Genomic DNA, 20,937 nt, shown 5'->3' with positions numbered 1-20,937 from the left:
TGCCGCCGGGGATCGACATGCCCCGTGCGCTCAAGAGGTAGACGACGGACGGTCACAAAACCGACAAATAATATCAAGGTGCGGGGGGCGACACATCCGCAAGCGTGCGGACATCGCCGGCGATGGTGCGCGCCAGCAACAGGCAGGCTATGACTCCGACGATGCTCGGCAATATGCCGAAGAACAGCGCGGGGCGCAGGCTGAGCGCGCTCGACGTTTCCCAATAGCTGCTGAGCGCGCCGACCAGCGTCGGCCCGATGCCCATGCCGAGCAGGTTGGCTGCGAGGAACAGCATCGCTGTAGCCGATGCGCGCAGTCCGGCGGGAATGGCGGTCTGCAACACCGCGAAGATGCAGGTTGGCGGAACGAGCGCGAGGCACGGGGCGATGGCAAGGATCGGCAGCGCGATGCGCGTGTCCTCGATCTGCACGCCGATCGCCATCGATGCGATCATGATCGTCAGCGCGATCGCGGGCAGCCAGCCCATCCAGCGAATGTCGCGACGTGCCAGCCGATCGATCAGCGGGCCGGTCAGCAGCACGCAGATCATGCCGATCAGTCCGGAGGTGAGGCCGACGAACAGCCCGGCCTGGGCGATCGACAGGCCGTGTGCCCGCGCGAGGAAGGCGGGCGTCCATGCCCCGGTGGCATTGGTGAAGAACAGGATGCCGATCATGGAAAGCGTCGTGTGGCGAAAGCTGGAATGGCCGCCCAGCCGGCGCAGCACCTGCCGGTAATCCTGCCGCACGACCGGGCTGAGCCGCACGGGCTCGCGCACGACAAGCATATAGATCGCGGCCGTGACCACGCCGAGCAGTCCTGTGATCGCGAAGGTCGCGCGCCAGCCCATCTGGCTCGCCATGCCCGATACCAGCAGCACCCCGCCCAGCAGGCCCAGATTGCCGCCGGCGGTGAAGGCACCCGATGCGAAGCCCTTTCGATCGGGGAAGGTATCCGCCAGCATGGAAAGCGAGGCGGGGGTCGTTCCCGCTTCGCCGATCGCGACCGCCATGCGGGCCATCACGAGCTGCGCGAAATTCTGGACGAAACCGCAGGCTGCGGTCGCCAGACTGAAGACGCCCAGGCAGATCGCGACCAGGTTGCGGCGATTGCCGCTGTCCGCGATCCAGGCGATGGGCAGGGTGAAGAGCGCGTAGAAGGCCGCGAAGCTGATCCCGGTCAGCAGCCCCATCTGCCAGTCGGACAGCGCGATATCTTTGCGCACCGCTTCGGCCATCAGCGGCAGCAATTGCCGGTCGATGATGTTCACCGCATAGACGATCGCCGACAGCAGGAGAAAGCCATAGCCACGCGCACTCTTCATCATCGCATCTCCATCCTGGTATTTTCGTAATCGAAACTCCATGGACTGGCAATCGTCACCGCATAGTTGCGATTAATTGCTGGATTTACGCGCGTCCTTGCGGGCATAGAGAGTGTCGTATTCGATAGCGAAAATTCTTTGAGTCGGAGTGGAGCGCATGATGCAAGTCACGACAGGCAGGTTCGCGCGGGTGGTGCTCGCCGCATGGATGCTGGTCCAGTTCGGTCCCCTGTCCGCGCAGGAAATCGATCCGCGCCTGGCCGATCTCGACCGCTATGTCGAACAGGTCCGGTCCGACTGGCGCTTTCCCGGCGTCGCGGTCGCGGTGGTGGAAGGGGACAGGGTTCTCTACGCTAGGGGATTCGGCGTCCGGCAAAAGGGCAGGACCGAAAAGGTCGATGCCGATACCCTGTTCCAGGTGGGATCGACCAGCAAGGCCTTCACCGCCGCCGCGCTCGGCCTGCTGGTCGACGACGGCAAGCTGCGCTGGGACGATCCGGTGATCGACCATGTGCCCGCTTTCCGCCTGCGCGACCCCTGGCTGACCAGCCATGTCACGGTGCGCGACCTGGTGAGCCACCGCACGGGCATCGCCGATTCCTTCTGGTTCGCGCTCGGCATCATGACGCCGGACGAAGCGATGGCGTTGCTGCGCACTGCGCCCGAAGCCGGCGAGTTCCGGAATTCATTCTTCTACAGTAACCTGATGTACGGCGTTGCTCAGAAAGTGGTTGAAGCGGCGTCGGGCAAAAGCTGGCAGGAATTCGTCCGGACGCGGCTGTTCGGCCCGCTGGGCATGGCACGCAGCCGGACGGGCGTGCTCGATCTGTGGGACGCCGCCGACGCCACCCCCACATTCATGGGCAAGGCGCCTTCGGGCAGGGCCGATCTGGCGCGCGCGAAGGACGGCAATGTCGCGATGCCGCACGGTATCGGGGCCGATGGCGCCATGGTGCCGATGGCGTGGCAAAGCTATGACAATGCGGCGGGCGCGGGGGCGGTCGTCTCCAGCGCGAACGACATGGCGAAATGGCTGGTGCCGCATCTGAACCAGGGGCGTGTGAACGGCGCGGCGGTGCTGCGCGCCGAGACCGTCGCGGAACTGCACGCGCCGCAGAATCTGAAGGGGCGCAGCCAGTTTCCCTTCGAAGGGCAGCGAGAAATCTATGCGCTGGGCTGGCAGAATGCCCGTTATCGCGATCTCGGCTATGTCGCGCATGGCGGCGGCATCATCGGTTTTCCCGCCTATGCCGCGATGCTGCCCGAAAAGAGGATCGGCGTGGTCGTGCTCGCCAACGGATTCCAGTCGGTGGGGGACGGCTATACGTTGCACAAGGCGATCGTCTTTCATGTGATGGACCGCCTGCTCAAGGCCCCCGATCGCGACTGGCGGGGCGAGGCGCTGGCGCGCGCCCGATCGGTCAAGGATGCGATCGCGAAGCGCGAGCGCGATCTGCTGGCGGCGCGCGGCCCGGCGCCTGCCGCGCAACCGCTCGAGCCCTATGCCGGATCCTATGAGGACAAGGCCGGGCGATCGGGCGTGGTCCGGGTGCGTGCCGAGGGCGGCGGGCTCCGGCTGGCGTTCGAAGGCGAGGGCGCCTTTTCGGCGGCGCTCGAACCCTGGAAACCGGGGCTGTTCCGCCTGCGTGCCGAACCGAGCGTCGCCGATGTCGCCGGGCCGCAATTCGTGCCCTTCACCATGGGGCCGGATGGCAGGATCGCGTCGATGACGCTGTTGGGCACGGCGCTCAAACGTGTCGGCGACTGAATATATCTTTAGGTATATATCTTTAAAATCAACTATTTAGTGTTGCATCTTAACGTTATTTCAAGATTGCGCGGCGATCTTTGCGGCTATGGCGCAACCGAGCCCATGGTTGATCGCCGCAGGCCCCGCGCCGGGTTCTGGACTGCCTGGCGTGACTGTGGGGGATCACGGAGACGTGAGGTGCCTGCGACATCGAGGGGCGGTCATTCCGGCCGCCCCTCTTTTATCCGCCGATCCGCCGGTGACCGTTCAATAGCTGTCGTGCAGCCGCACCCAGCTCATCGTCCCGCCTGTCTCGTTGCGGCCCTTGGGCGTCAGGTCCAGCCAGTTGAACGCCCCCATCAGCAACTCGGTGCCGCGATGATAGGTGGAATAGCTGTGGAAGATGGCGCCTTCATCGTCTTTCACGAAGATGCTGACGCCGAACATGTCCGGGCTGTTCCGGATCACCGTGCCATAATTGTAGATGGCGGTGCCGTCGGCGCGATGCTGGTCGGTGAAGGACACCGCGAAATCGAAGTTGAAATCGTTGCCGGCGGAGGAGACCCAGGGGAAGCGCCAGCCCATCCGGGCCTTTACCGCCTCGATCCGCTCGATCGATGCGCGCGACACCGCAGCGAAGGAGAGATCGGCCTGTTCGAAATGCTGCCGCGCCGCATCGATATGGTCGGCGGTGAACGAACAGCCCGGGCAGATATGGTCCGATCCCGGCGTTAGCATGAAATGATAGACGGCAAGCTGGCTGCGATCGCCGAACAGGCCGGCCAGCGAGACCGGGCCGTCCGGCCCCTCGAAGACATAGGGTGTTTCGATCCGCACCCAGGGCAGTTGCCTGCGTTCGGCGCGCAGTGCGTCGAGTTCATGGGTCAGCGCGCGTTCGCGGGCGAGCAGCGTCTTGCGCTCGGCCAGCCAGTCTTCGCGCGAAGCGATACGATGGGTCATTGTCTCTCTCCTTGATCCGGTGCGTGTGGGTGCGCGCCGCGCGCTGTTCGTTTCAGCCATGGCGGCAGATGGAACAGGCACATCAACGCGTACATCCAGGCCATGGCGTCGATCGGAAGAGCGGCGGACGCCGAACAGAGCGGGATGGGCGGCGTGCCGATCGCGCTGATCCAGGCCATCGCGGCGAATGCCGGAGCGGCCGCCAGGCTCAGCCCGTGTGCGGCCCGTCCGGCCCGCTGTTCCATCCATGCCATGATGCCCGTCATCGCCGGCCTCCCGATCGCGCCGCCATGGCGGCGGGTGCGCGAGCGGTTTAGGGGCGGGCGGATCCCGAGCGGGAGTGACAAGTGTGTCGCGATTTCCCCAGGCGCTATGCCGTCGCGTCGACCAGCCAGCAGGCGGCGGTGAAGCGCACCTGCTCGCCATCGACGAACGGGGCGAATGCGTCGCGGACCGTCCGGATCACCTGCGCGCGCAACCCGGCATCGAGCGATGGCAAAACAAGCGGCAACAGCCCCAGCCGCGTGAAATAGCCGTCCAGCTCGCGCACGGGCAGGGTGCAGGGAATGTCGACCGGCGCGATCCCGATCACCGACCAGCCGCTTTCGTCCAGGATGCGGCGCACCTTGTCCGGATCGGCGAAGGCGAACTGTCCCGGGCCGTCGGGATCGCGCTTGGGAAGCGCGGGCAGCAGCGGCGCGGCCGCGCGCTCGGCCGTGGTCATGAACGGATTTTCCGCCGGTGCGCGCCAGGCGGCGAAGCGCATCCGCGCACCGGCCATGCAGGCGGCGCGCAGGTTGGCGAAGGCGCGGACCGGGTCGCCGAAGAACATCACGCCGAAGCGCGAGACGATCCGCGCATGGGCGCCGGGTTCGAAGCGATGGGTTTCCGCGTCTGCGCGGATGAAATCGGCATCGATGCCGTGTTCGCGCGCCCGTTCCCGTGCTCGCGCCAGCATCGGCTCCGAAATGTCGATGCCGGTGCAGTGGCGTGCGGCGCCTGCCGTGCGCGCCGCCGCCAACGTCGTGGCGCCGGTCCCGCAGCCGATGTCGAGCAGCGGACCGTCGGGTGTGCCCGGCACGATCTCCGCCAACAGATCCTCGAACGGCGCGAACATCGCGTCGAGCACCGCCTGCGCCTCGGTCCAGCCCTTTCCGGCGACGCCGTTCCACAGCTGTTGCTGGTCGGCCGCCACGCTCACCTGATCACCCATTGTCCGCATCCTTTCGATTGCCATTGCGAGTCGTGCGATGCAGTCTGCCACTTCAAGTGGACTTGAGGTCAAGCATGGAAACGCTCGATATAGCACAGGTCGCCAAACGATCGGGCGTGCCCGCCTCGACGTTGCGCTATTATGAGGAACAGGGGCTGATCGCCTCGATCGGCCGGCGCGGGCTGCGGCGGCTGTTCGATCCCGCCGTGCTCCAGCGCCTGGCGTTGATCGCACTCGGCCGCTCGGGCGGGCTTTCGCTCGCGGAGATCGGGCAATTGTTCGGGCCGGACGGCAATCCACGGATCGATCGGGGCCTGCTCTCCGCCAAGGCCGACGAACTCGACGGCACCATCCGCCGGCTCACCGCGATGCGCGACGGCCTCCGCCACGCCGCCGCCTGCCCGGCGCCGAGCCATATGGAATGCCCGACTTTCAGACGGTTGCTGGATGGAGCTTTGACGAGCCGGGAGCGGAACTCCCACATCCGTTCGGGCTGAGTGAGCGCTCAACCCGAACGGGTTCGCGAATGTCCCGCCCTTTACTGATCCCGATCCGGATCGGGATAGGCGAAGGGATCGGTCACATTGGGCTGGGTGGGCACGGGGCCGCGCGGCAGCGGGCTGTCCGCATTGGCGGCGTTGAGCAGGAAGGATGCGAGGATGATCGCGCCCTGGCGCATATCCTCCGCCTTCAGGTGATCGAACGTGTCGATCTGGCTGTGATGGACGCGGCTGCCGTAATCGAGCGGATCCTGGATGAACTGGAAGGCCGGGATGCCCACCGATTGCATGAACTGGTGATCGGTGCCCTCGGTCTTCTGGATGACGACCTTCGACGCGCCCATCGGGCCGAAGGGTTCCAGCCATTGGCGGAAGATCGGCACCACCGCCTGGTTGTTCTCCGCATAGATGCCGCGGATCTTGCCCGATCCATTGTCGAGGTTGAAATAGGCCGCCAGATTCCTGTGCCCGGGCAATGTCGTGATCGGGAAGCGCGTCGCCCAGCTGTAATAGAGTTCGCCGGCATCGAGCTTGCGGTCGGGTGCGGGGCGCTTCGCCAGATGTTGTTCGACATAGGCGATGCTGCCGTAAAGGCTCTGTTCCTCGCCGGACCACAGCGCGAAACGGATCGTGCGCTTCGGCTTCACGCCCATGGCGGAAAGGATACGCGCGGCTTCCATGATCATCGCGGAGCCCGCCGCATTGTCGGCGGCGCCGTCGCCCGCCGCCCAGCTGTCGAGATGCGCGCCGGCCATCACATAGGCGCCGCTCGGATCGCTGCCCGGAATGTCGGCGATGATGTTGTAGCCCTGGGGGTCGCTGTCGTCGAAATGGACCTGGCTGTCGATCTCAAGCGTCGGCGCGTCACCGACCAGCGCGAGCCGGGCGAGGCGGCGATAATCCTCGGCCGCGATCTCGACGCCGGGAAGCGCGGGCGTCTCGCCGGTGCGGTGGAGATAGCCCTCGCCATGGAGCAGCTTGCCGTCGCGCCGCGAGCGCGTGGCATAGGCGACAGCGCCTTCGCGCGCGAGGAAATCGGCGAGTTCGCGCTCGAAGCGCGCCTGCTTCATCCATTCGGCCAGCTTGTCGGGATTCCAGTCGGGCTGTTCATAGCTGTCGAGCTTGCCCAGTTCCTCGTCGCTCAGCCGCTGGAAGGCCGGTTTGCCCGGCTCCGATCCCTCGCCGGGCATCGAGACGAGCACGATCTTGCCCGCCAGCTTGCCGCGCCATTTCTCGAAATGCTGCGGCTTGCTCATTGGCGCGACGATGATCGGCGCGCTGAGCGTGCCCTTGGTCGCGGGCGTCCAGGCGATGGGAATGGCGGTCAGCTGGATCGGGCGCGGCGTGACCATGCGCACGCTCGACTTCTCGATCCACCAGCCCCGGCCGAAGGCGAAGCCTTCCTTGTGGATATTGGCCAGCTTCCATTCGCGGAACTTCTCCTGCGTCCAGGCCTCCGCCTTCCGCATGCCCGGCGAATTGGTCATGCGCGGGCCGATCACGTCGGTCAGGTGCTGCGCGGTCTGCATCACCTGAGACCGGTTGGTGCCTTCATCGATGATGCGCAGCACCTGGGCATTGTCGTCGGGCTTGTCCGCCGGCTTGGCCGAAAGCGGCGTGGTGCTGAGAAGAAGGGCGGCGAGGGTGATCGGCAGGGTGCGCATGACGTTCCATCGTTGGGCATGAAGGATGGCGATTGCTATGGCGGCGGCGGGGGAGTGGCAAGCGCATAACGCGGATGCGCTTCATTCCGGATATTGTTCGGCCCGAACGATGCGATCGCGGCCGATCGCCCGACAGGGAAAAGGCCGGATTGACATGTCCTCGGCTCAGGATATGTGATGTTATAATATAACATTGATTCGTGTCAGGGTTTCATCGGGGGTTTTCTTGAGCAAACTGGTTTTCCGGGCGCTGTCGGCGCTTTCGCTTGTCGGCGCCTGCGCCGTTCCCGCCGCCGCGCAGCAGGCGGCCGGGGATCCCGCCGGCGAAAACGGCGCGGGGCGGCGCGCGGGTGAGGAAGCGGATGCGGGTGGGGCGGACAGCGGGGATATCGTCGTCACCGGATCGCTGATCCGCGGCCTGCCCCGCGAATATGTCGCGAGCCCGGTCCATACGCACGACCGGATGGATATGGTGCGATCGGGATCGGGCGCCGTTTCCGAATATATGCTGACCATTCCACAGAATTTCACGGGCGACCTCAGCGAATTCGCGACGACGGGCGCGGGCATCGGCAGTCCGCTGGGCGATGCGACCAGCTTCAACCAGTTCGACGGTTTCGCCGGGTTCGCGCTGCGCGGCCTCGCTTCGGATGCGACGCTGACCTTGCTCAACGGCCGGCGCATGCCGTCTGTGGGCCTGACCGAGGCGCCGACGGTCTCCGTCATCCCGGCGATGCTGATCGAGCGGATCGACATCATTCCCGACGGCGCATCCGCCACCTATGGCGCCGATGCGGTGGCGGGCGTCGTCAATATCGTGACGCGCCGGCCGAGCGAGGGCGTGGAGATGCAGGTGCGCGGCGCGATCGCGACGCAGACGGGCAAGGCGGACCTGCAGGCCAGCCTGCTCGCCGGCCATTCCTGGGGCAGCGGCAGCGTCTACGGCATGGCGATGTACCAGAAGCGCTCGCCCTTTGTCGGCGATCCCGTGGATGTCGCGGGTGAGGGGCTGCAGATCACCCAGCTTCCCGACGAGCGGCTGACCGGCCTGTACGGCGGCGTGCGGCAGGAGGCGGGCGACTTCACCGTCTCGGTCGATGCCTCACGCTTCCAGCGCGACCGCAGTTCGCGCCAGCTCTACCTCGACGAACCCGCCTATAACCGGCTGTTCAGCACGCGGACGACGGGCGTGTCGATCTATGGCGGCGCGCATTGGCAGGGGCAGGGCGCGACCGCGCTGGACCTGACGGTGGATTATCACCGCACCCATACCGACAGCAGTTCCAGCCGGGTGGGGCGCCCGCCCAGCACGCGCGCGTCCACGAACCGGTTGTTCGTCGCCGAACTGCGCGGCCAGGCCGCGCTGATGACGCTGCAGGGCGGGCCGGTGCTGGCGGCGGGCGGGCTCCAGTATCGGGAGGAGGCGCTGCGCACCGATGCGACGATCTTCTTCAATCGCAGCGGCGGCACGCGCAAGGTGAAGTCGATCTTCGGCGAGCTGAACGTGCCGGTCGTCGGGCCGGAACAGGCGGTGCCGCTGATGCGATCGCTGACCTTGTCTGTCGCCGCGCGCCATGAGGATCTGGGTTTCGACACCGCGCTTTCGCCCAAGCTGGGGCTGCGCTGGCAGATCGATCGCGCGATCGCGCTGCGCGGCACTTTTGCCCGATCCTTCCTGGTGCCGCGTTTCCGCAGCACGATCGGCATCGCCGAACAGGTCTCGTTCGGGCTGTACGACTATCGATTCCTCGATCCCAAATATCAGGATCCGGCGCTGGCGCCGGGGCAGGCGCTTGTGATGTTCCGCGCGGGCGCGAACCCCGATCTCAAGACGCAGAATGCCGAAACCTTCACGCTGGGCATGGACCTGGCCCCCGCATTCGCGCCCGGCCTGACGATCAAGGCGGGCTATTACCGGATCAGGATCTCCGGGCGCGTCGGCACGCCTTCGCCCGACGACAGCCTGTCGGTGGAGGACCTGCAGATCTTCAACATCGCCCAGCCCGGCCTGAACGCGGTGCGCGAGGTACTGGACAATCCGGACGTCTTCCGCCGCTTTGCGGAGGTGCCATGGGTGAATGGCGGCGAACTGACCATGTTCGATTCCGCCGGCCAGGTGCCCGCCGACCTGCTTTCTCGCGTGCAACTGATCGCGGACATCCGCGCGCAGAATTTCGCGGTGGAGGCGACCGATGGCCTCGATCTCGATCTCGCCTGGCGCGGGCCGCTGCTGGGCGGCAGCGCGATGGTGAAGCTGAGCGGGCAGTATATCCTCAACCTGTCGCTGAAGGCCGGCGGATCGACCGCGATTTCGCGGCTGGACGGCTATGCCAAGCCCGCCGACCTGCGGCTGAACGGCACGATCGCCTGGGGGCGCGGCGGCGTCTCGATCGGATCGGTGGTCAACCATGTCGACGGCTTCACCGACGACCGGCCGGGCCGGCCGGTGCGCAGCATCGGATCCTTCACCACGGCGTCCTTGTTCCTCGGCCTCGATCTCGGCCGCCTGACATCGGCGCGCTGGCTGGCGGACAGCGAGGCGCAGATCGTCGTCGCCAATCTGTTCGATCGCCAGCCGCCGCGCATCGTGGACGGCGTGCTGGGTTATGATCCCTATAACAACCCGCCCAATCCGCGCACGATCGGGCTGGTGCTGACGCGGCGGTTCTAGGGGGGCGGAGTGGGAGACTGCCCCGCACTAGCGGAACAAAATCAGCTCCTCTCCGTCGAACCAAACTCGACCTGGAGGGCCAATCGGGGCAAAATTGACTGCTATGCGATGATCGCTTTTTGCGTTGGGCGATAGAATGAGCGAGGTTTTCTCAACGGCGACATGAGCGCCGTTGGGTTTGTATTGCCCAATATAACGACCGGAGCTCATTATGATAATTCTCTGCCCTCCGTGGATCGCGCATTCCGAGCAGGCTGGAGCCAGGCGATACCGATAATCGTAAATCTGGAAGACATGGCGACCGGCGATGATTTCGCCCACTTTACTGATCTTCAGATCGTCCCGGCGGCAGTCCAAAGATCCTGAGAAATTGCCGGCCGCCAGAGCGGGAAAAATGCCGCTGCGACAATCGGCATCGTTGGCGGATCGTGCCTCCCCGTGGCTGGATAGGCAGGGAAGCGCAATGGCAAGCGCAAGGAGCGCGACTGACTTCATTGTGCCGGCATATCATGATTGTGCTTTCGAAACGCCGGCTTTTTAGACTGCCTTTCAAGGGAGTGGATGACCGGACTTGGGGCGTTTGCAGACCGGCCGTTTTCCTTCCTGCAACCTGGCCAATGGCTTGGGGCGTTCAAACGCTGCAGAAGGTGGCCTTGCTGCCGATATCTCAGTCGCATCCGGCTCGTGATGCTGTGGCGATCAGTCTCCGGCTTCGCGGGCGTGCAGGAAGGATGCGATTTCGCGTCCCTCCTCTTCTGTCGTTCCGGCGGAGGCGGGGCGCCCCGCTCGGCGGTACCAATAACCGGCATTGCCGGGATCGCCTTCGATCCGATGGAGCCAGGCATGAACCCATGCTCCAGGGGCCGTCATGTCGTCCTGAGCGATCGCGTGCGCTTCGTTCCATTCTCCCCGAAGCGCATGCCGGACCGCCCGAAGAAGTGGCGGCTCGTCGCGTGGCGCATTGTCGTCCGTCATCGCGGCGAGGGGGCGGGCTTATCGCCCGAGAAGCATGAAATAGTCGTATGCCGCGCGAGAGATTTCGGCGATGACGCGCTCCTGGGTCTGGGGCCCTTTGGTGTCGCCTTTCACGAATACGGCGATCGCGAACTGATTTCCGTCCGGGAGCGCCACGAAACCCACATCATTGGCAACGTCCCGCAACGTGCCCGTCTTGTGCGCGACCACGGTGCCCGGCGGCAACAGCCCCTTCAGACGCGCTTCGCCGGTGTGGCAGCGCTCCATGATCTCGATCAGCGCCTTTGTGCTCGTCGCGCTGACCGCTTTGCCCGCCCGGATGGCGAGCAGCAGGTTCAGCATCGCTTCGGGCGTGCTGTTGTTGCTCGTGACGAGGTCGAACGGGGTTCCATCAGGACGGATGCGCCTCGTATCGCGATCGACCTGCATGCCCGTGATCCCGATCGAGCGCAGCCATGCGGTCACCGCAGCCGGACCGCCGACCGTTTCGGAGAGCACGTTGGTCGCGGTGTTGTCGCTGCGCGTCAGCATCAGCTCGAGCAGATTGTGGACAGACAGCGATACGCCTCGATGCGGCAGCTGGTCGGCGATCCCGTCGGACGGGACGACCAGCGCAGGATCGACCGTGATCATATGGTCGAGCGTCAGCTTGCCGCTGTCGATCAGCGAGAAGATTGCGCCCGCGACGGAGATCTTGAACGTGCTCGCCATCGGAAAGCGCGTACCCGCGTTCAGCGTCATCACGTCGCCGCCGCCGATCCGCTGGATGGCGACGCCGGTGGTGCCGTCGGTCTGCTGCGCAAGGCGTGCGAAACTCTCGACCAGCCTCTGCTTCGCCTGCGCTACATCGACAGTTTTGGAAGCGGTCGGCGCCGCCGCAGCGGCCGGAGATGCGATGGCCAGCATCGCAGCCATGGCGACAAGTGCCGAGTTATACCTCATCGAAGCCCCCAATTTATCGAGACGGACAGTGTGGATCAATGGCTTGAGCCAGCGAGCCGCGACCAACGGCATGTGCACAGTGCCAAAGATGACCTTGGCTGTCATCCACTCGCAGTGCAGCAAGATCGGCGACGACCGTGCGGAGGGCGCGCGAGGGTTGCAGATCCGCTCCAACCCGTCGCAGCAGCGGCTCAATCATGCGCTACTCGAAGTCGGTCAAATCGTATCTGCTCATGCTCGACGCCTGAATCAGAATAGTCCGGCGAGGGAAAGACTCCGATGGCGATCTCTGCAGACTTGAGGCAATTCGCCCTCTCTCGACGCGAGATACGGCGCGCTGCAAGGCGGACATCAGTGTACTCAATCGAAGGAGGTTGTGGCTCCCTACGCTTGAATGGATCAAGTGCACTGTCACCGTAATGCTGAACCGCCGCCGCCAATCCTGGAAGCTCTCCATTATGCAGGGCAGAACGCTCCAAGCTACTTGGCGCGGGTCGCTGTCATGCGTCTGCTGCCGATCTCCATGACGAGCCGGTCGATCTTGCCGCCATCGCCTTCGAAGGTAACCGTGCGTCTGCTGCCCCGCAGGAAGAAGCGCTCCGGGGTTGCCGCGAGCAGTTCATTTTTTCCCGGATTGCCCTTTTGCTGAATGACGAGGGCGCGACCTTCGCGGCTGATGACGAAGCTCCCGTGCTCCATGTCGTAGGTGCCGACATAGCTGTCGAGCAGCTTTTCGTTCACGGCGATGCCCTTGCGTTCCGCCGGGATGGTATAATCCTCTCCGCGCAGCAGCTTGAGGGCTGCATCCGTCACATCCGACCAGGCGGGCGGAGCCTCATCGGGCAGGGAATCGGAATTGGTCATGTAATAGAGGCCGACCTTGGCATCGAGATCGCCGACCAGGAATGCTCGCTGGCCCGGGATGGCCCCGCCATGATGGATCATGGTGTGGCCGGAGACCGGATCACGCACGCTCCAGAACCCGAAGCCATAGTCGCCGCCAAAGCGCGGCTTGTGCATCTCGCGCACCGACTCTTCCGACAGGATCCGCTGACCATCGACGACGCCGCCATTGAGTTGCGCGATGAGATAGCGCGCCATGTCGGCAGGGCGCAGATATATGTCGCCGGCCGGATACACGTCGAAATGCACCTGTGCCGCCGGCACGGGCTGACCAAGCGAGCCACCCGCCAAATACGGCAGCGCCATCCGCTCGACCATGTCGGGCGAGGGGTAGACCGGATGAGGCGTCGTCACGCCGATCGGCTTCAGGATGTTGTCGACCACGTATTTCTCGTACTCGACCCCCGAGATCTTCTGCACCAGAAGACCCGCCGTCCCATAGCCGAAATTGTTGTATTCCCACTTCGTTTCGGCTGCCCGGATCGAGTAGAGCTTGCCGGTGAATTCCTCCATGGTCTTCGGCAATTTCCGGCCCCAGATGGGCTCGGTATTCGCGCCGCCGATTAGCCCGGACCACATGGACAGCAGGTTGGTGAACGTCACCGGCTTCTCGCTCTGCAGCCGGTCCTGCACCGTGTCGTCGCCCAGGTAATTGTTGATCGGGCTGTCCAGCTTGAGCTTGCCTTGCTCGGCGAGCTGCATGACGGCGGTCGCGGTGACCGACTTGAACGATGAGCCGGTGCTGTAGATCGTATCGGTGGTGGCGGGCGTGCGGGTGGCCATATTGGCGTAGCCGAACGCCGCCGCCCAAACGATCTTGCCGTCGCGAACCAACGCGATCGACATCGACGGAATGCCATTTTCGGCGAGCGATCGCTTGATGAGGGTGGTCAGAACCGCTTGCGTCTTCGCAAGATCGAAGCGTCCGTTTTGGGCGCTTTGGGCGCTTTGGGCGCTTTGGGCGCTCGGCGCGCTCTGTGCGATCGCCACGGATCCGGGAAAGACGATAAGCGCCGGCATGCCGAGCAAGCAAACGTAACGACGGATCATCATAGCCCTCCCTTTTTGCCGAAATCCCGGCTTCCCCGTGCGAACCCAGTTGCAATTCGCTCCGTCTTTTTCTGCAAATAGGCTAGGTTGTCGTAATCTCCCAAGTCAAGCATTTTTCCAATTGGGACAAGCTTGTCCTGTTTGGGCTATTGGTCGATGTCATCACGAGCCATGATTGCTGGCGCAACCTGCGGGCCAGCGGTGGCGTTGATCAGGCGAGGAGGCCACAGCGACGGCGCGACTCCAATCTACGCGATAGCCGGAGCAACTCGTTTACACCGAGCGGGTCGGCGGTTCGAACGTCCGCTTCTGCTCAGCTCGGTCTGAAAGCTGCCATTCGGCACCCGGCCCAGCTCCGGTCATTCAGGCCGTGGTGCTGATCATGTCCGTTGTTGTCGTCCAATGCAAAAAAAGATCGGACGAGAGCCGACCATCAACATTGCGCAATGTCACCGAAATTCAGCGCCTTCCGCCCGCCATGTCGCGACGAAGACGTCGCGACAGGCCGGCGTCGCCGCGTCGATCGGGCGGATCGGCGTCACGCCGTGCATCACCCGGTGATCGTCGAGTAGCACGGCGTCGCCCGGCGCCGCCAGGGTGAAGCGGTCGATCTCCGGCCGGCCGTCGATCTGGATCTCGGTCACGCCCTCTGCGGCGTTCAGCCGGTCGATCAGCATCACCAGCACCCAATCGACGCCGTCGCGGTGCATGCCCTCCGGCGTGGGGCGGCCGGGTTCCTGCGCCGTGGCCTCGATCCGGAACTGGTGCAGTTCGACATGCCAGTGCACAGCCCCGGCCTTGGCTTCGGCGGCTTCGAAGGCGGTCGTCGCGCCGCGCAGCAGCCGCCGCATCATCGGGCTGTCGACGATGGCGTCGTCCATCGGTTCGAACCAGCGCTGAATGTCTCCATTGAGCCGGTTATAGTCGCGGCTCTGGAAATGGGGCTGGTGCGGCTTGCGCACGATCGCGTCGGGCGCGATCGCCAGGGCGGCGTGGCGACGCCGGCGATAGCGGCCGCCATCGGCCATGTAGCGATCGAGGCCGAGCCGATCCCATGAGCCCGCAAAGTCCGTCCAGTCCGGATCCGGGCCGGGCGCGGGCAGCCAATCGATCGTGCCGGGCGCCGGACGGACGAAGCCCCGCACGGCAAGCTCCGGGGCGAGGGGAGGGGCGGCGGCCCCAATGTTCATCGATGGCCGAGACACGGCATGATCCTCAAATCGACAACGGCTCCGATATCGAAGCGGTGCGCCATCATACAGGAACGCGCGCGGCCGGATCATGGCCGGTCGTCGCAACTTGGACCTGACGGGCGGGGCGGTGCCTGGTTGGCTGATCATCTTGCCTGATGGCTGAAGCGGCGGCTGACCGCGAGACATTGTGCCGGCATCGGATCGCCGTGCCCCGGCAATGACGCTTCGATTTTGTCGGCGACGGCGTTAAGGGGGGGCTCTCCAGGCTTGGAGGGTTGATCAGATCAACCCTCCAGCTTCTTGTTTTATCGCTATTTCCGCGTCGTCAGATGATGTCATCTGACTGGAAATCTCTCCAATCGCCGAAAGTTCCGCATGACCTCTCCCGCCGATCTCGCCATCCGCATGCGCCGCGCCGCGTTCAATCGCGCGCTGGCGGATGGCGACCTGGCCGCGATCGGGCCGATCCTGGCGCAGGATGCGGTGCTCGTCACCGGCACCGACAGCGCCATCCTGTCCGGCCGCAAGGCGCAGTTGCAGGCGTGGAAGCGCGAATTCGCCGCTCCTGCGCGGGCGATCTACACGCGCACGCCCGAGACCATCCTGATGTCCCCGGTCGAGCCCATCGCGATGGAGCATGGCCATTGGCAGAGCGTATCCGCCGCCGATGGACGGATGCTGGCGTCCGGCGCCTATAGCGCCAAATGGCGCGAAAGCCGGGGGGAATGGGTGCTGGAGGCCGAAATCTTCGTCACGCTCGCCTGAATGCGCTTCGGTCCGGTCGCGCGCCGCGCGCTGGGCCGGGCATCGCCGCAAGGATCGTCACCGTCATGAAATTCCGCCCCCTCCTTTCCATCCTGCCGCTGGCGCTGTTCGCGGCGGCGCCTGCCGCCGCGCAGGACGAGGAGGAGGCCGTCGATCCGGCGCGCCACACGCTGGCGGAGATCATCGCCTGCGAATTGCCCGACGTGCCGACATGGAACGGCTTCGCGCTCTGGTTCTACGACAATGCGGAGGCGCGGCGGCATTACGGCATGACGCCGGTCAAGCGCGACAATCCCTTCCTCTCCGAATATCGGCTGGCCGCGCCGATCGAGATATTCGGCCGCACGACCGATCGGGTGGCGTTCAGCAGTTCGGGGCTGATGGCGGTGCTGTCCGGCGTGACGCCGCAGGCGCTGGCGAAGGAACTGGATGTGCCCCCGGTGATCGACGCGCCCGGCAAGTTCATGGGCGAGCGCGTGGTGACGGAAGCGGCGTTCGACGGCGGATCGGAGGCGTTCCAGGGCACCACGCGCATCTCGCTCAACGTCTCCACCGTCACCACGCATCCGGGCAAGGTGCTGGCGGGATGCAGCTACAGGATCGATATGAAGGAATAGGCCGGGGGCGGCGCGAGCAGGAGAAATGATGGGGGTGAGACTCTTCCGGTCTTGCCCTCGCACAGCTTATTTTCGTCGAGGCCGCGCGGGTGATTGCAACAGTGTAACATCGCGTCTTATGGAGGGCGCCATGAAAAAGGCTTGGCTCCTCGCACCGCTTGCGCTGCTGCTTCTCGGCAATGGCGCACCCTCCACCGATTACAGCGCGCGCGTCGCGGCGATCCTGAAAAAGACGCCGTTGATCGACGGCCATAACGACTGGCCGGAAACGATGCGTGAGCGCGAGGGTGATGCGCGCTGGACGCTCGACCTGCGCGAGGGCTGGGACAAGAAGCCGGTTCCGTACAACACCGACATCGCGCTGCTGCGCAAGGGCATGGTGGGCGGTCAGTTCTGGTCGGTCTATGTCTCGGCGAACCTGCCCGGGCTGGAGCAGGTGATGGAAACGCTCCAGCAGATCGACCTCGTCAAGAATATCGTCGCGCGTTACCCCAATGATTTCGCGCTGGCGCGCACCGCCGCCGACGTTCGCCGCATCCACGCATCGGGGCGGATCGCTTCGATGATCGGCGTCGAGGGCGGCGGCCAGATCAACGGCGACCTGTCGATCCTGCGCACCTATGCGGAACTGGGCGCCGGCTACCTGACGCTCACCCATTCGCGCACGATCGAATGGGCCGATTCCGCCACCGACAATCCAAAGCATGGCGGGCTCACGCCGTTCGGCGAAGCCGTGGTGCACGAACTCAATCGTCTGGGCATGCTGGTCGATTTGAGCCATGTCAGCGAAGAGACGATGCAGGACGCGCTGCGCATTTCGAAGGCGCCCGTCATCTACTCGCATTCCGGCGCGCGCGCGATCTCGGATCATCCGCGCAACGTGTCCGACGAGACGTTGCGGCTGGTCGCCAAGAATGGCGGCGTGGTGATGGTGAATTACGCGCCATCCTATGTCACCGAGGCGTTCCGTCGCTGGGATGCGGAACGTGGCGCCCAGCGCGCCCGGCTCAACATGCCGCCCTTTGGCGGCCTGCTGATCGGCCAGCCGGAAAAGGCGAAGGCCGCGATGGAGGAGTGGGAGCGCCAGAACCCGCGGCCCAAGGTGAGCCTGAGCGACGTCGCGGACCATATCGATCATATCGCGAAGGTGGCGGGCGTCGACAATGTCGGCCTGGGTTCCGATTTCGACGGCACTGGCAACGAACTGCCCGAAGGGTTGAGCGATGCCAGCACCTATCCCGCGTTGATGGCCGAAATGCTGCGCCGTGGCTGGAAGGACGCCGATGTCGCCAAGCTGGCTGGCGGCAATGTGCTGCGCGCGATGGAAGGCGCCGAAAAGGCGGCGGCGGCGATGAAGAGCGAGCTGCCGGTCACCACCCAGCTCAAATAAGCCGGGGCCGGGCGGGGCGCTTCGCCGCCGCCCGGTTCAGCGGCTGGCGGCGGGCCCCTTGCCGCGTGCCCGCGTCATATCCAGTCTGGACCCGCACTAACGGCTGGTTGCCAGGGTGCGCTTTGCGATAGACTCGGGCGATGACCACAGCGAACCAGGCCCGGATATTATTGCTGCTTGATCGGCAATCCAGGCAAAAGCTGTTGCCCGGCCTTGTCGCTCGGTGGGCGGAGGCGGGTGTCGCGGTTTCGCCATTGTCGCACGAACGGCATGAGGCGCTGGTGGCGGAGCTACGCCGGCGTGGCGGGGAACGGCGAGCCGTTGCGGGCACGCTCGCGAACATAATCGCGGCGTTCGCACGGCCCGCCGACATGGCCGTGGTGATCGGCTGGGCGATGGATTCGGAGCCGGGCCTGTTGGTGCGCAGCGCCGCGCTGGTGCGATCGGCGGCATTTCTGCGCACGGTCTATCCCGATGGTTTCTTCATAATCGATCAGCCCGCATCGCACATGCTGGTCGTGAGCTTCGACGAGGACATGTTCGAGGCGAAGGACGTCAGGCTGGATCGCGCCGACTGATCCATATCGGGCGGTTGCCATTGCATCCTGATCCGGTTCGCGCGATCGTCATGCGATGGTGTTCCGCTTCCTTCTGCCCACCGCCTGCCTGTTGCTGCTCGGCGGCGGCGCGACGAAAGAGGGCTATGCGACGTCGTGCTCCACGCCGTTGCCGGGATGGCAAAGGCCTGGCACCGGCTGGCATCTGCTCGATCGTAACCGCTTGCGTATCCGGGCCGACGGTTCGCTACTCTGGAATCGCGCGGTGATCTCGCGTGAGACGCTTGACGATTATTTGTCCCGTATCAGGGTGATGGAGCCGCAGCCTGCAACAATATTGGAGGTTGATTCCCGCGCCAACTGCGCGATGGTGCGCAGTATTCGCAGCCAGATCGACCATGTGCTCGGCTGCGCGGAAAATGGCCTGTGCGGGGAAGGGATCGGGCGCTGGAACTGGGACGGTGGCGTGGTCTATCGGCCTGCCGGGAACGATCCGGAATCGGCGAAGCTGCTGGAAGAGCTGGAAAAGGCGGCCGCCGCCGCCGCCGCACCGAAGGATGAACGGTGATCCGGCCTGGCGGAGCATGATTTCCTCTCGCTGGCCCGTCACTCGGGCGCGGGCACCGAGTCCACAATGTCCAGGATCATCAGGTCGCCGCCGCACAGTGCCGTGAAGCACCAGACGCCTGAGAGCCCATCCATGGCGACGGGGCGATCACCCCGCGCGATATTGGCTGAAACCGCGCGCGCCAGATAGGCTGACGAACGCGGCACGCGGCGCTCCTTGCGGAGAAGCGCTGCCCAGGCCGTGATCGCCCCCGGCGGATCGATCGCCCGCACCTGCGAAACATAGGTGCCGCCGCGATATTCGCAAACCATCGTGAACATGCGCTCGCCCATGCAGGCGTCCTACAAGCTGCCGCGCGAATTGTGAATCGCGCCGGCGCGGCAGACCTTATCGGTCGAGGAAATCGGGCGCGATGCCCGCGCTTTCCCAATAGGCGGCGAGCCCCATATCGGCGCACAGGCGGAGGAAATGCGGATGCGCGCGCAAGGGCGCGCAGACGGGCAGGAACAGCATTTGCGTAACGCGGCGATGCTGGTCCGTCACCGACGGATCGGACACGGTCTTGTAGACGCCGACGCTGATCGTGCCGCGCCGGACGAAATAGCCCTCGGCCACGCTGAGCGCGGCGTCGGCCTCGCCAAGGCCGGAAAGATGAATCGTCGCGGCGACGCTTTGCGCGGGGCCGAGTTCGGCGGCACGCAGATTGCGTTCGACCGCGCGGAGCTGCCGCGCGCGGTCTTCGGGATTGGCCAGCGCATCGAGCGTGAGTGCGAAGGTTTCGATCGAGGGCTGCGGCAGATCGGGCCGGGCTTCGCTTTCGCGCAGTTGCTGCATCGCCTGGCGCACACGCCCGGTGAAGGCCAGGCTCCACAGGCGCGCCAGCCAGATCGCGGGATGGCGCGGCCATAGCTGCATGCCGCGATCGCCGATCCGGTCCATGCCCGCCAGATCGCCGACGGACCAGAGCTGGTAGATCTGCTTGTAATGCAGCGTCGCGGTGAGCGGATCGATCGTCATCAGCCGGCTGCTGAGCGCCGCCGCGACGGACGGGCGCCCCGTCGCCATTTCGAGCATGCAAAGATCGTGCTCCGCCGCGAAATTATCGGGATTTTCGGCGAGCGCGGCGCGCAGCCCGGCGCGCCGCGCCGTCCAGTCGCCATAAAGCGGCGGCAGGCCGATCAGCGCCGCGCGAGCGTGGATCTGGCGCGGGTCGCGGGCCAATGCCTGTGCCGCGGCAAGTTCGCATTCGCGCACCAGCGCCGGGCATTGGGCGAGATCGGCATATTCGGCGGCATTGCGCAGCACCAGGGCGAGCATGCCGTGCACATCGGCACGACCGGGCTGGGCCGCCGCTGCCGCGCGCAACTGCGCGATCGCGTCGTCATCGACGATTGGAAGACCGAGCTTCCACGATTGCCAGCCGCCCTCGATTGCGCGATCGCCGGCATCGTCGGCGGTATCACGGGCGACCTCCGCGACGGTCAGCTTGTAACCCGCCCCAGAGATGGTTTCGATCCGCACGGCTTCGCCCACTGCCTCGCCCAGCGCGCGGCGCAGCCCGGCGACGGCGCGGTTGAGGCTGTCGTCGCCGACGACGGCGCCGCCCCAGCACCGCTGCAGCAGGCTTTCGCGCGTGACCAGGCCGCCGGGAACCTCCGCCATCGCGATCAGCACCTGCATCATCCGGGGTTCGACCGCGATCCGGCCCGCCGGCCCGCTGATATGGCGCGTCGACGGACTGATCGTCGCGCCGCCGAGCGAGAAATCTGCCAGCGGCATCAGCCTGTTCAGATTGAGCGGCCCCGTCACCCGTGCCCAACCCTTCCGTCCATCATGGAATCATCGGTTCTCCATCATGGCCTGACACGCGCGGCGCTGACAAGACGGGGCAAAAT

20 protein-coding genes are annotated in these 20,937 nt (G+C 65.3%); 8 read left to right on the top strand and 12 right to left on the bottom strand.

The window, feature by feature from the left end:
* Window positions 1-73: 73 nt before the first annotated feature.
* On the bottom strand, window positions 74-1,324 hold the full coding sequence (locus ACODTA_RS07465) for an MFS transporter (protein ID WP_489065231.1): 1,251 nt from the start codon (window positions 1,322-1,324) through the stop codon (window positions 74-76).
* Window positions 1,325-1,484: 160 nt separating this feature from the next.
* Here ACODTA_RS07465 and ACODTA_RS07460 point away from each other — a divergent pair, with 160 nt between their 5' ends.
* Window positions 1,485-3,092: a serine hydrolase gene (locus tag ACODTA_RS07460; protein WP_489065230.1), complete on the top strand. Its 1,608-nt coding sequence runs from the start codon at window positions 1,485-1,487 to the stop codon at window positions 3,090-3,092.
* Between the two features lie 249 nt (window positions 3,093-3,341).
* Here the strand turns inward: ACODTA_RS07460 and ACODTA_RS07455 are convergent, their stop codons facing one another.
* The 3 genes from ACODTA_RS07455 to ACODTA_RS07445 form a co-directional block, all read right to left on the bottom strand.
* Window positions 3,342-4,034, bottom strand: a complete 693-nt coding sequence (locus ACODTA_RS07455) for a DUF899 domain-containing protein (protein WP_489065229.1) — start codon at window positions 4,032-4,034, stop codon at window positions 3,342-3,344.
* Window positions 4,031-4,279 carry a hypothetical protein gene (locus tag ACODTA_RS07450; protein WP_489065228.1) on the bottom strand — a complete coding sequence of 83 codons (249 nt, stop codon included), beginning with the start codon at window positions 4,277-4,279 and terminating at the stop codon, window positions 4,031-4,033. The genes ACODTA_RS07455 and ACODTA_RS07450 overlap by 4 nt, the downstream gene beginning before the upstream one ends.
* 125 nt (window positions 4,280-4,404) lie before the next feature.
* A complete protein-coding gene (locus ACODTA_RS07445) occupies window positions 4,405-5,247 on the bottom strand; it encodes a class I SAM-dependent methyltransferase (protein WP_489065227.1) in 843 nt (280 codons plus the stop codon).
* Window positions 5,248-5,321: 74 nt separating this feature from the next.
* Here ACODTA_RS07445 and ACODTA_RS07440 point away from each other — a divergent pair, with 74 nt between their 5' ends.
* On the top strand, window positions 5,322-5,744 hold the full coding sequence (locus ACODTA_RS07440) for a helix-turn-helix domain-containing protein (protein WP_489065226.1): 423 nt from the start codon (window positions 5,322-5,324) through the stop codon (window positions 5,742-5,744).
* A gap of 41 nt (window positions 5,745-5,785) precedes the next feature.
* Here ACODTA_RS07440 and ACODTA_RS07435 read toward each other — a convergent pair whose 3' ends face one another.
* Window positions 5,786-7,411: a M20/M25/M40 family metallo-hydrolase gene (locus ACODTA_RS07435; protein ID WP_489065225.1), complete on the bottom strand. Its 1,626-nt coding sequence runs from the start codon at window positions 7,409-7,411 to the stop codon at window positions 5,786-5,788.
* 226 nt (window positions 7,412-7,637) lie between these two features.
* Here ACODTA_RS07435 and ACODTA_RS07430 point away from each other — a divergent pair, with 226 nt between their 5' ends.
* Complete coding sequence (locus tag ACODTA_RS07430; RefSeq protein ID WP_489065224.1) at window positions 7,638-10,082, top strand: TonB-dependent receptor plug domain-containing protein; 2,445 nt, start codon at window positions 7,638-7,640, stop codon at window positions 10,080-10,082.
* Window positions 10,083-10,109: 27 nt separating this feature from the next.
* Here ACODTA_RS07430 and ACODTA_RS07425 read toward each other — a convergent pair whose 3' ends face one another.
* The 5 genes from ACODTA_RS07425 to ACODTA_RS07405 form a co-directional block, all read right to left on the bottom strand.
* Window positions 10,110-10,577: a hypothetical protein gene (locus ACODTA_RS07425; protein WP_489065223.1), complete on the bottom strand. Its 468-nt coding sequence runs from the start codon at window positions 10,575-10,577 to the stop codon at window positions 10,110-10,112.
* A gap of 204 nt (window positions 10,578-10,781) precedes the next feature.
* Window positions 10,782-11,057 carry a hypothetical protein gene (locus ACODTA_RS07420; RefSeq protein ID WP_489065222.1) on the bottom strand — a complete coding sequence of 92 codons (276 nt, stop codon included), beginning with the start codon at window positions 11,055-11,057 and terminating at the stop codon, window positions 10,782-10,784.
* A gap of 18 nt (window positions 11,058-11,075) precedes the next feature.
* On the bottom strand, window positions 11,076-12,173 hold the full coding sequence (gene bla, locus ACODTA_RS07415) for a class A beta-lactamase (protein WP_489065221.1): 1,098 nt from the start codon (window positions 12,171-12,173) through the stop codon (window positions 11,076-11,078).
* A gap of 306 nt (window positions 12,174-12,479) precedes the next feature.
* The gene (locus tag ACODTA_RS07410) at window positions 12,480-13,952 is read right to left on the bottom strand and encodes a serine hydrolase (protein WP_489065220.1); all 1,473 of its coding nucleotides are present in this window, start codon (window positions 13,950-13,952) and stop codon (window positions 12,480-12,482) included.
* Window positions 13,953-14,401: 449 nt separating this feature from the next.
* Window positions 14,402-15,142, bottom strand: a complete 741-nt coding sequence (locus ACODTA_RS07405) for a 2OG-Fe dioxygenase family protein (protein ID WP_489065219.1) — start codon at window positions 15,140-15,142, stop codon at window positions 14,402-14,404.
* Window positions 15,143-15,520: 378 nt separating this feature from the next.
* Here ACODTA_RS07405 and ACODTA_RS07400 point away from each other — a divergent pair, with 378 nt between their 5' ends.
* The 5 genes from ACODTA_RS07400 (at window position 15,521) to ACODTA_RS07380 (ending at window position 19,042) form a co-directional block, all read left to right on the top strand.
* Window positions 15,521-15,910 (top strand): nuclear transport factor 2 family protein, encoded by a 390-nt coding sequence (locus tag ACODTA_RS07400; protein ID WP_489065218.1) that lies wholly within the window; start codon window positions 15,521-15,523, stop codon window positions 15,908-15,910.
* Window positions 15,911-15,975: 65 nt separating this feature from the next.
* Window positions 15,976-16,527: a hypothetical protein gene (locus tag ACODTA_RS07395; protein WP_489065217.1), complete on the top strand. Its 552-nt coding sequence runs from the start codon at window positions 15,976-15,978 to the stop codon at window positions 16,525-16,527.
* Window positions 16,528-16,657: 130 nt separating this feature from the next.
* Window positions 16,658-17,917, top strand: a complete 1,260-nt coding sequence (locus ACODTA_RS07390) for a dipeptidase (protein ID WP_489065216.1) — start codon at window positions 16,658-16,660, stop codon at window positions 17,915-17,917.
* Window positions 17,918-18,057: 140 nt separating this feature from the next.
* Window positions 18,058-18,495 carry a hypothetical protein gene (locus tag ACODTA_RS07385; protein WP_489065215.1) on the top strand — a complete coding sequence of 146 codons (438 nt, stop codon included), beginning with the start codon at window positions 18,058-18,060 and terminating at the stop codon, window positions 18,493-18,495.
* 55 nt (window positions 18,496-18,550) lie between these two features.
* Window positions 18,551-19,042, top strand: a complete 492-nt coding sequence (locus ACODTA_RS07380) for an ExbD/TolR family protein (RefSeq protein ID WP_489065214.1) — start codon at window positions 18,551-18,553, stop codon at window positions 19,040-19,042.
* A 38-nt stretch (window positions 19,043-19,080) separates the two neighbouring features.
* Here ACODTA_RS07380 and ACODTA_RS07375 read toward each other — a convergent pair whose 3' ends face one another.
* Both ACODTA_RS07375 and ACODTA_RS07370 read right to left on the bottom strand, forming a co-directional pair.
* Window positions 19,081-19,374, bottom strand: a complete 294-nt coding sequence (locus tag ACODTA_RS07375) for a hypothetical protein (protein ID WP_489065213.1) — start codon at window positions 19,372-19,374, stop codon at window positions 19,081-19,083.
* Window positions 19,375-19,429: 55 nt separating this feature from the next.
* A complete protein-coding gene (locus ACODTA_RS07370) occupies window positions 19,430-20,851 on the bottom strand; it encodes a winged helix-turn-helix domain-containing protein (protein WP_489065212.1) in 1,422 nt (473 codons plus the stop codon).
* Between the last annotated feature and the right edge of the window lie 86 nt (window positions 20,852-20,937).

The organism is Sphingomonas sp. FG14, from assembly GCF_057809675.1.
The sequence above is the reverse complement of the archived record's forward strand: the minus strand, read 5'-3'. Positions and strand labels throughout refer to the sequence as shown.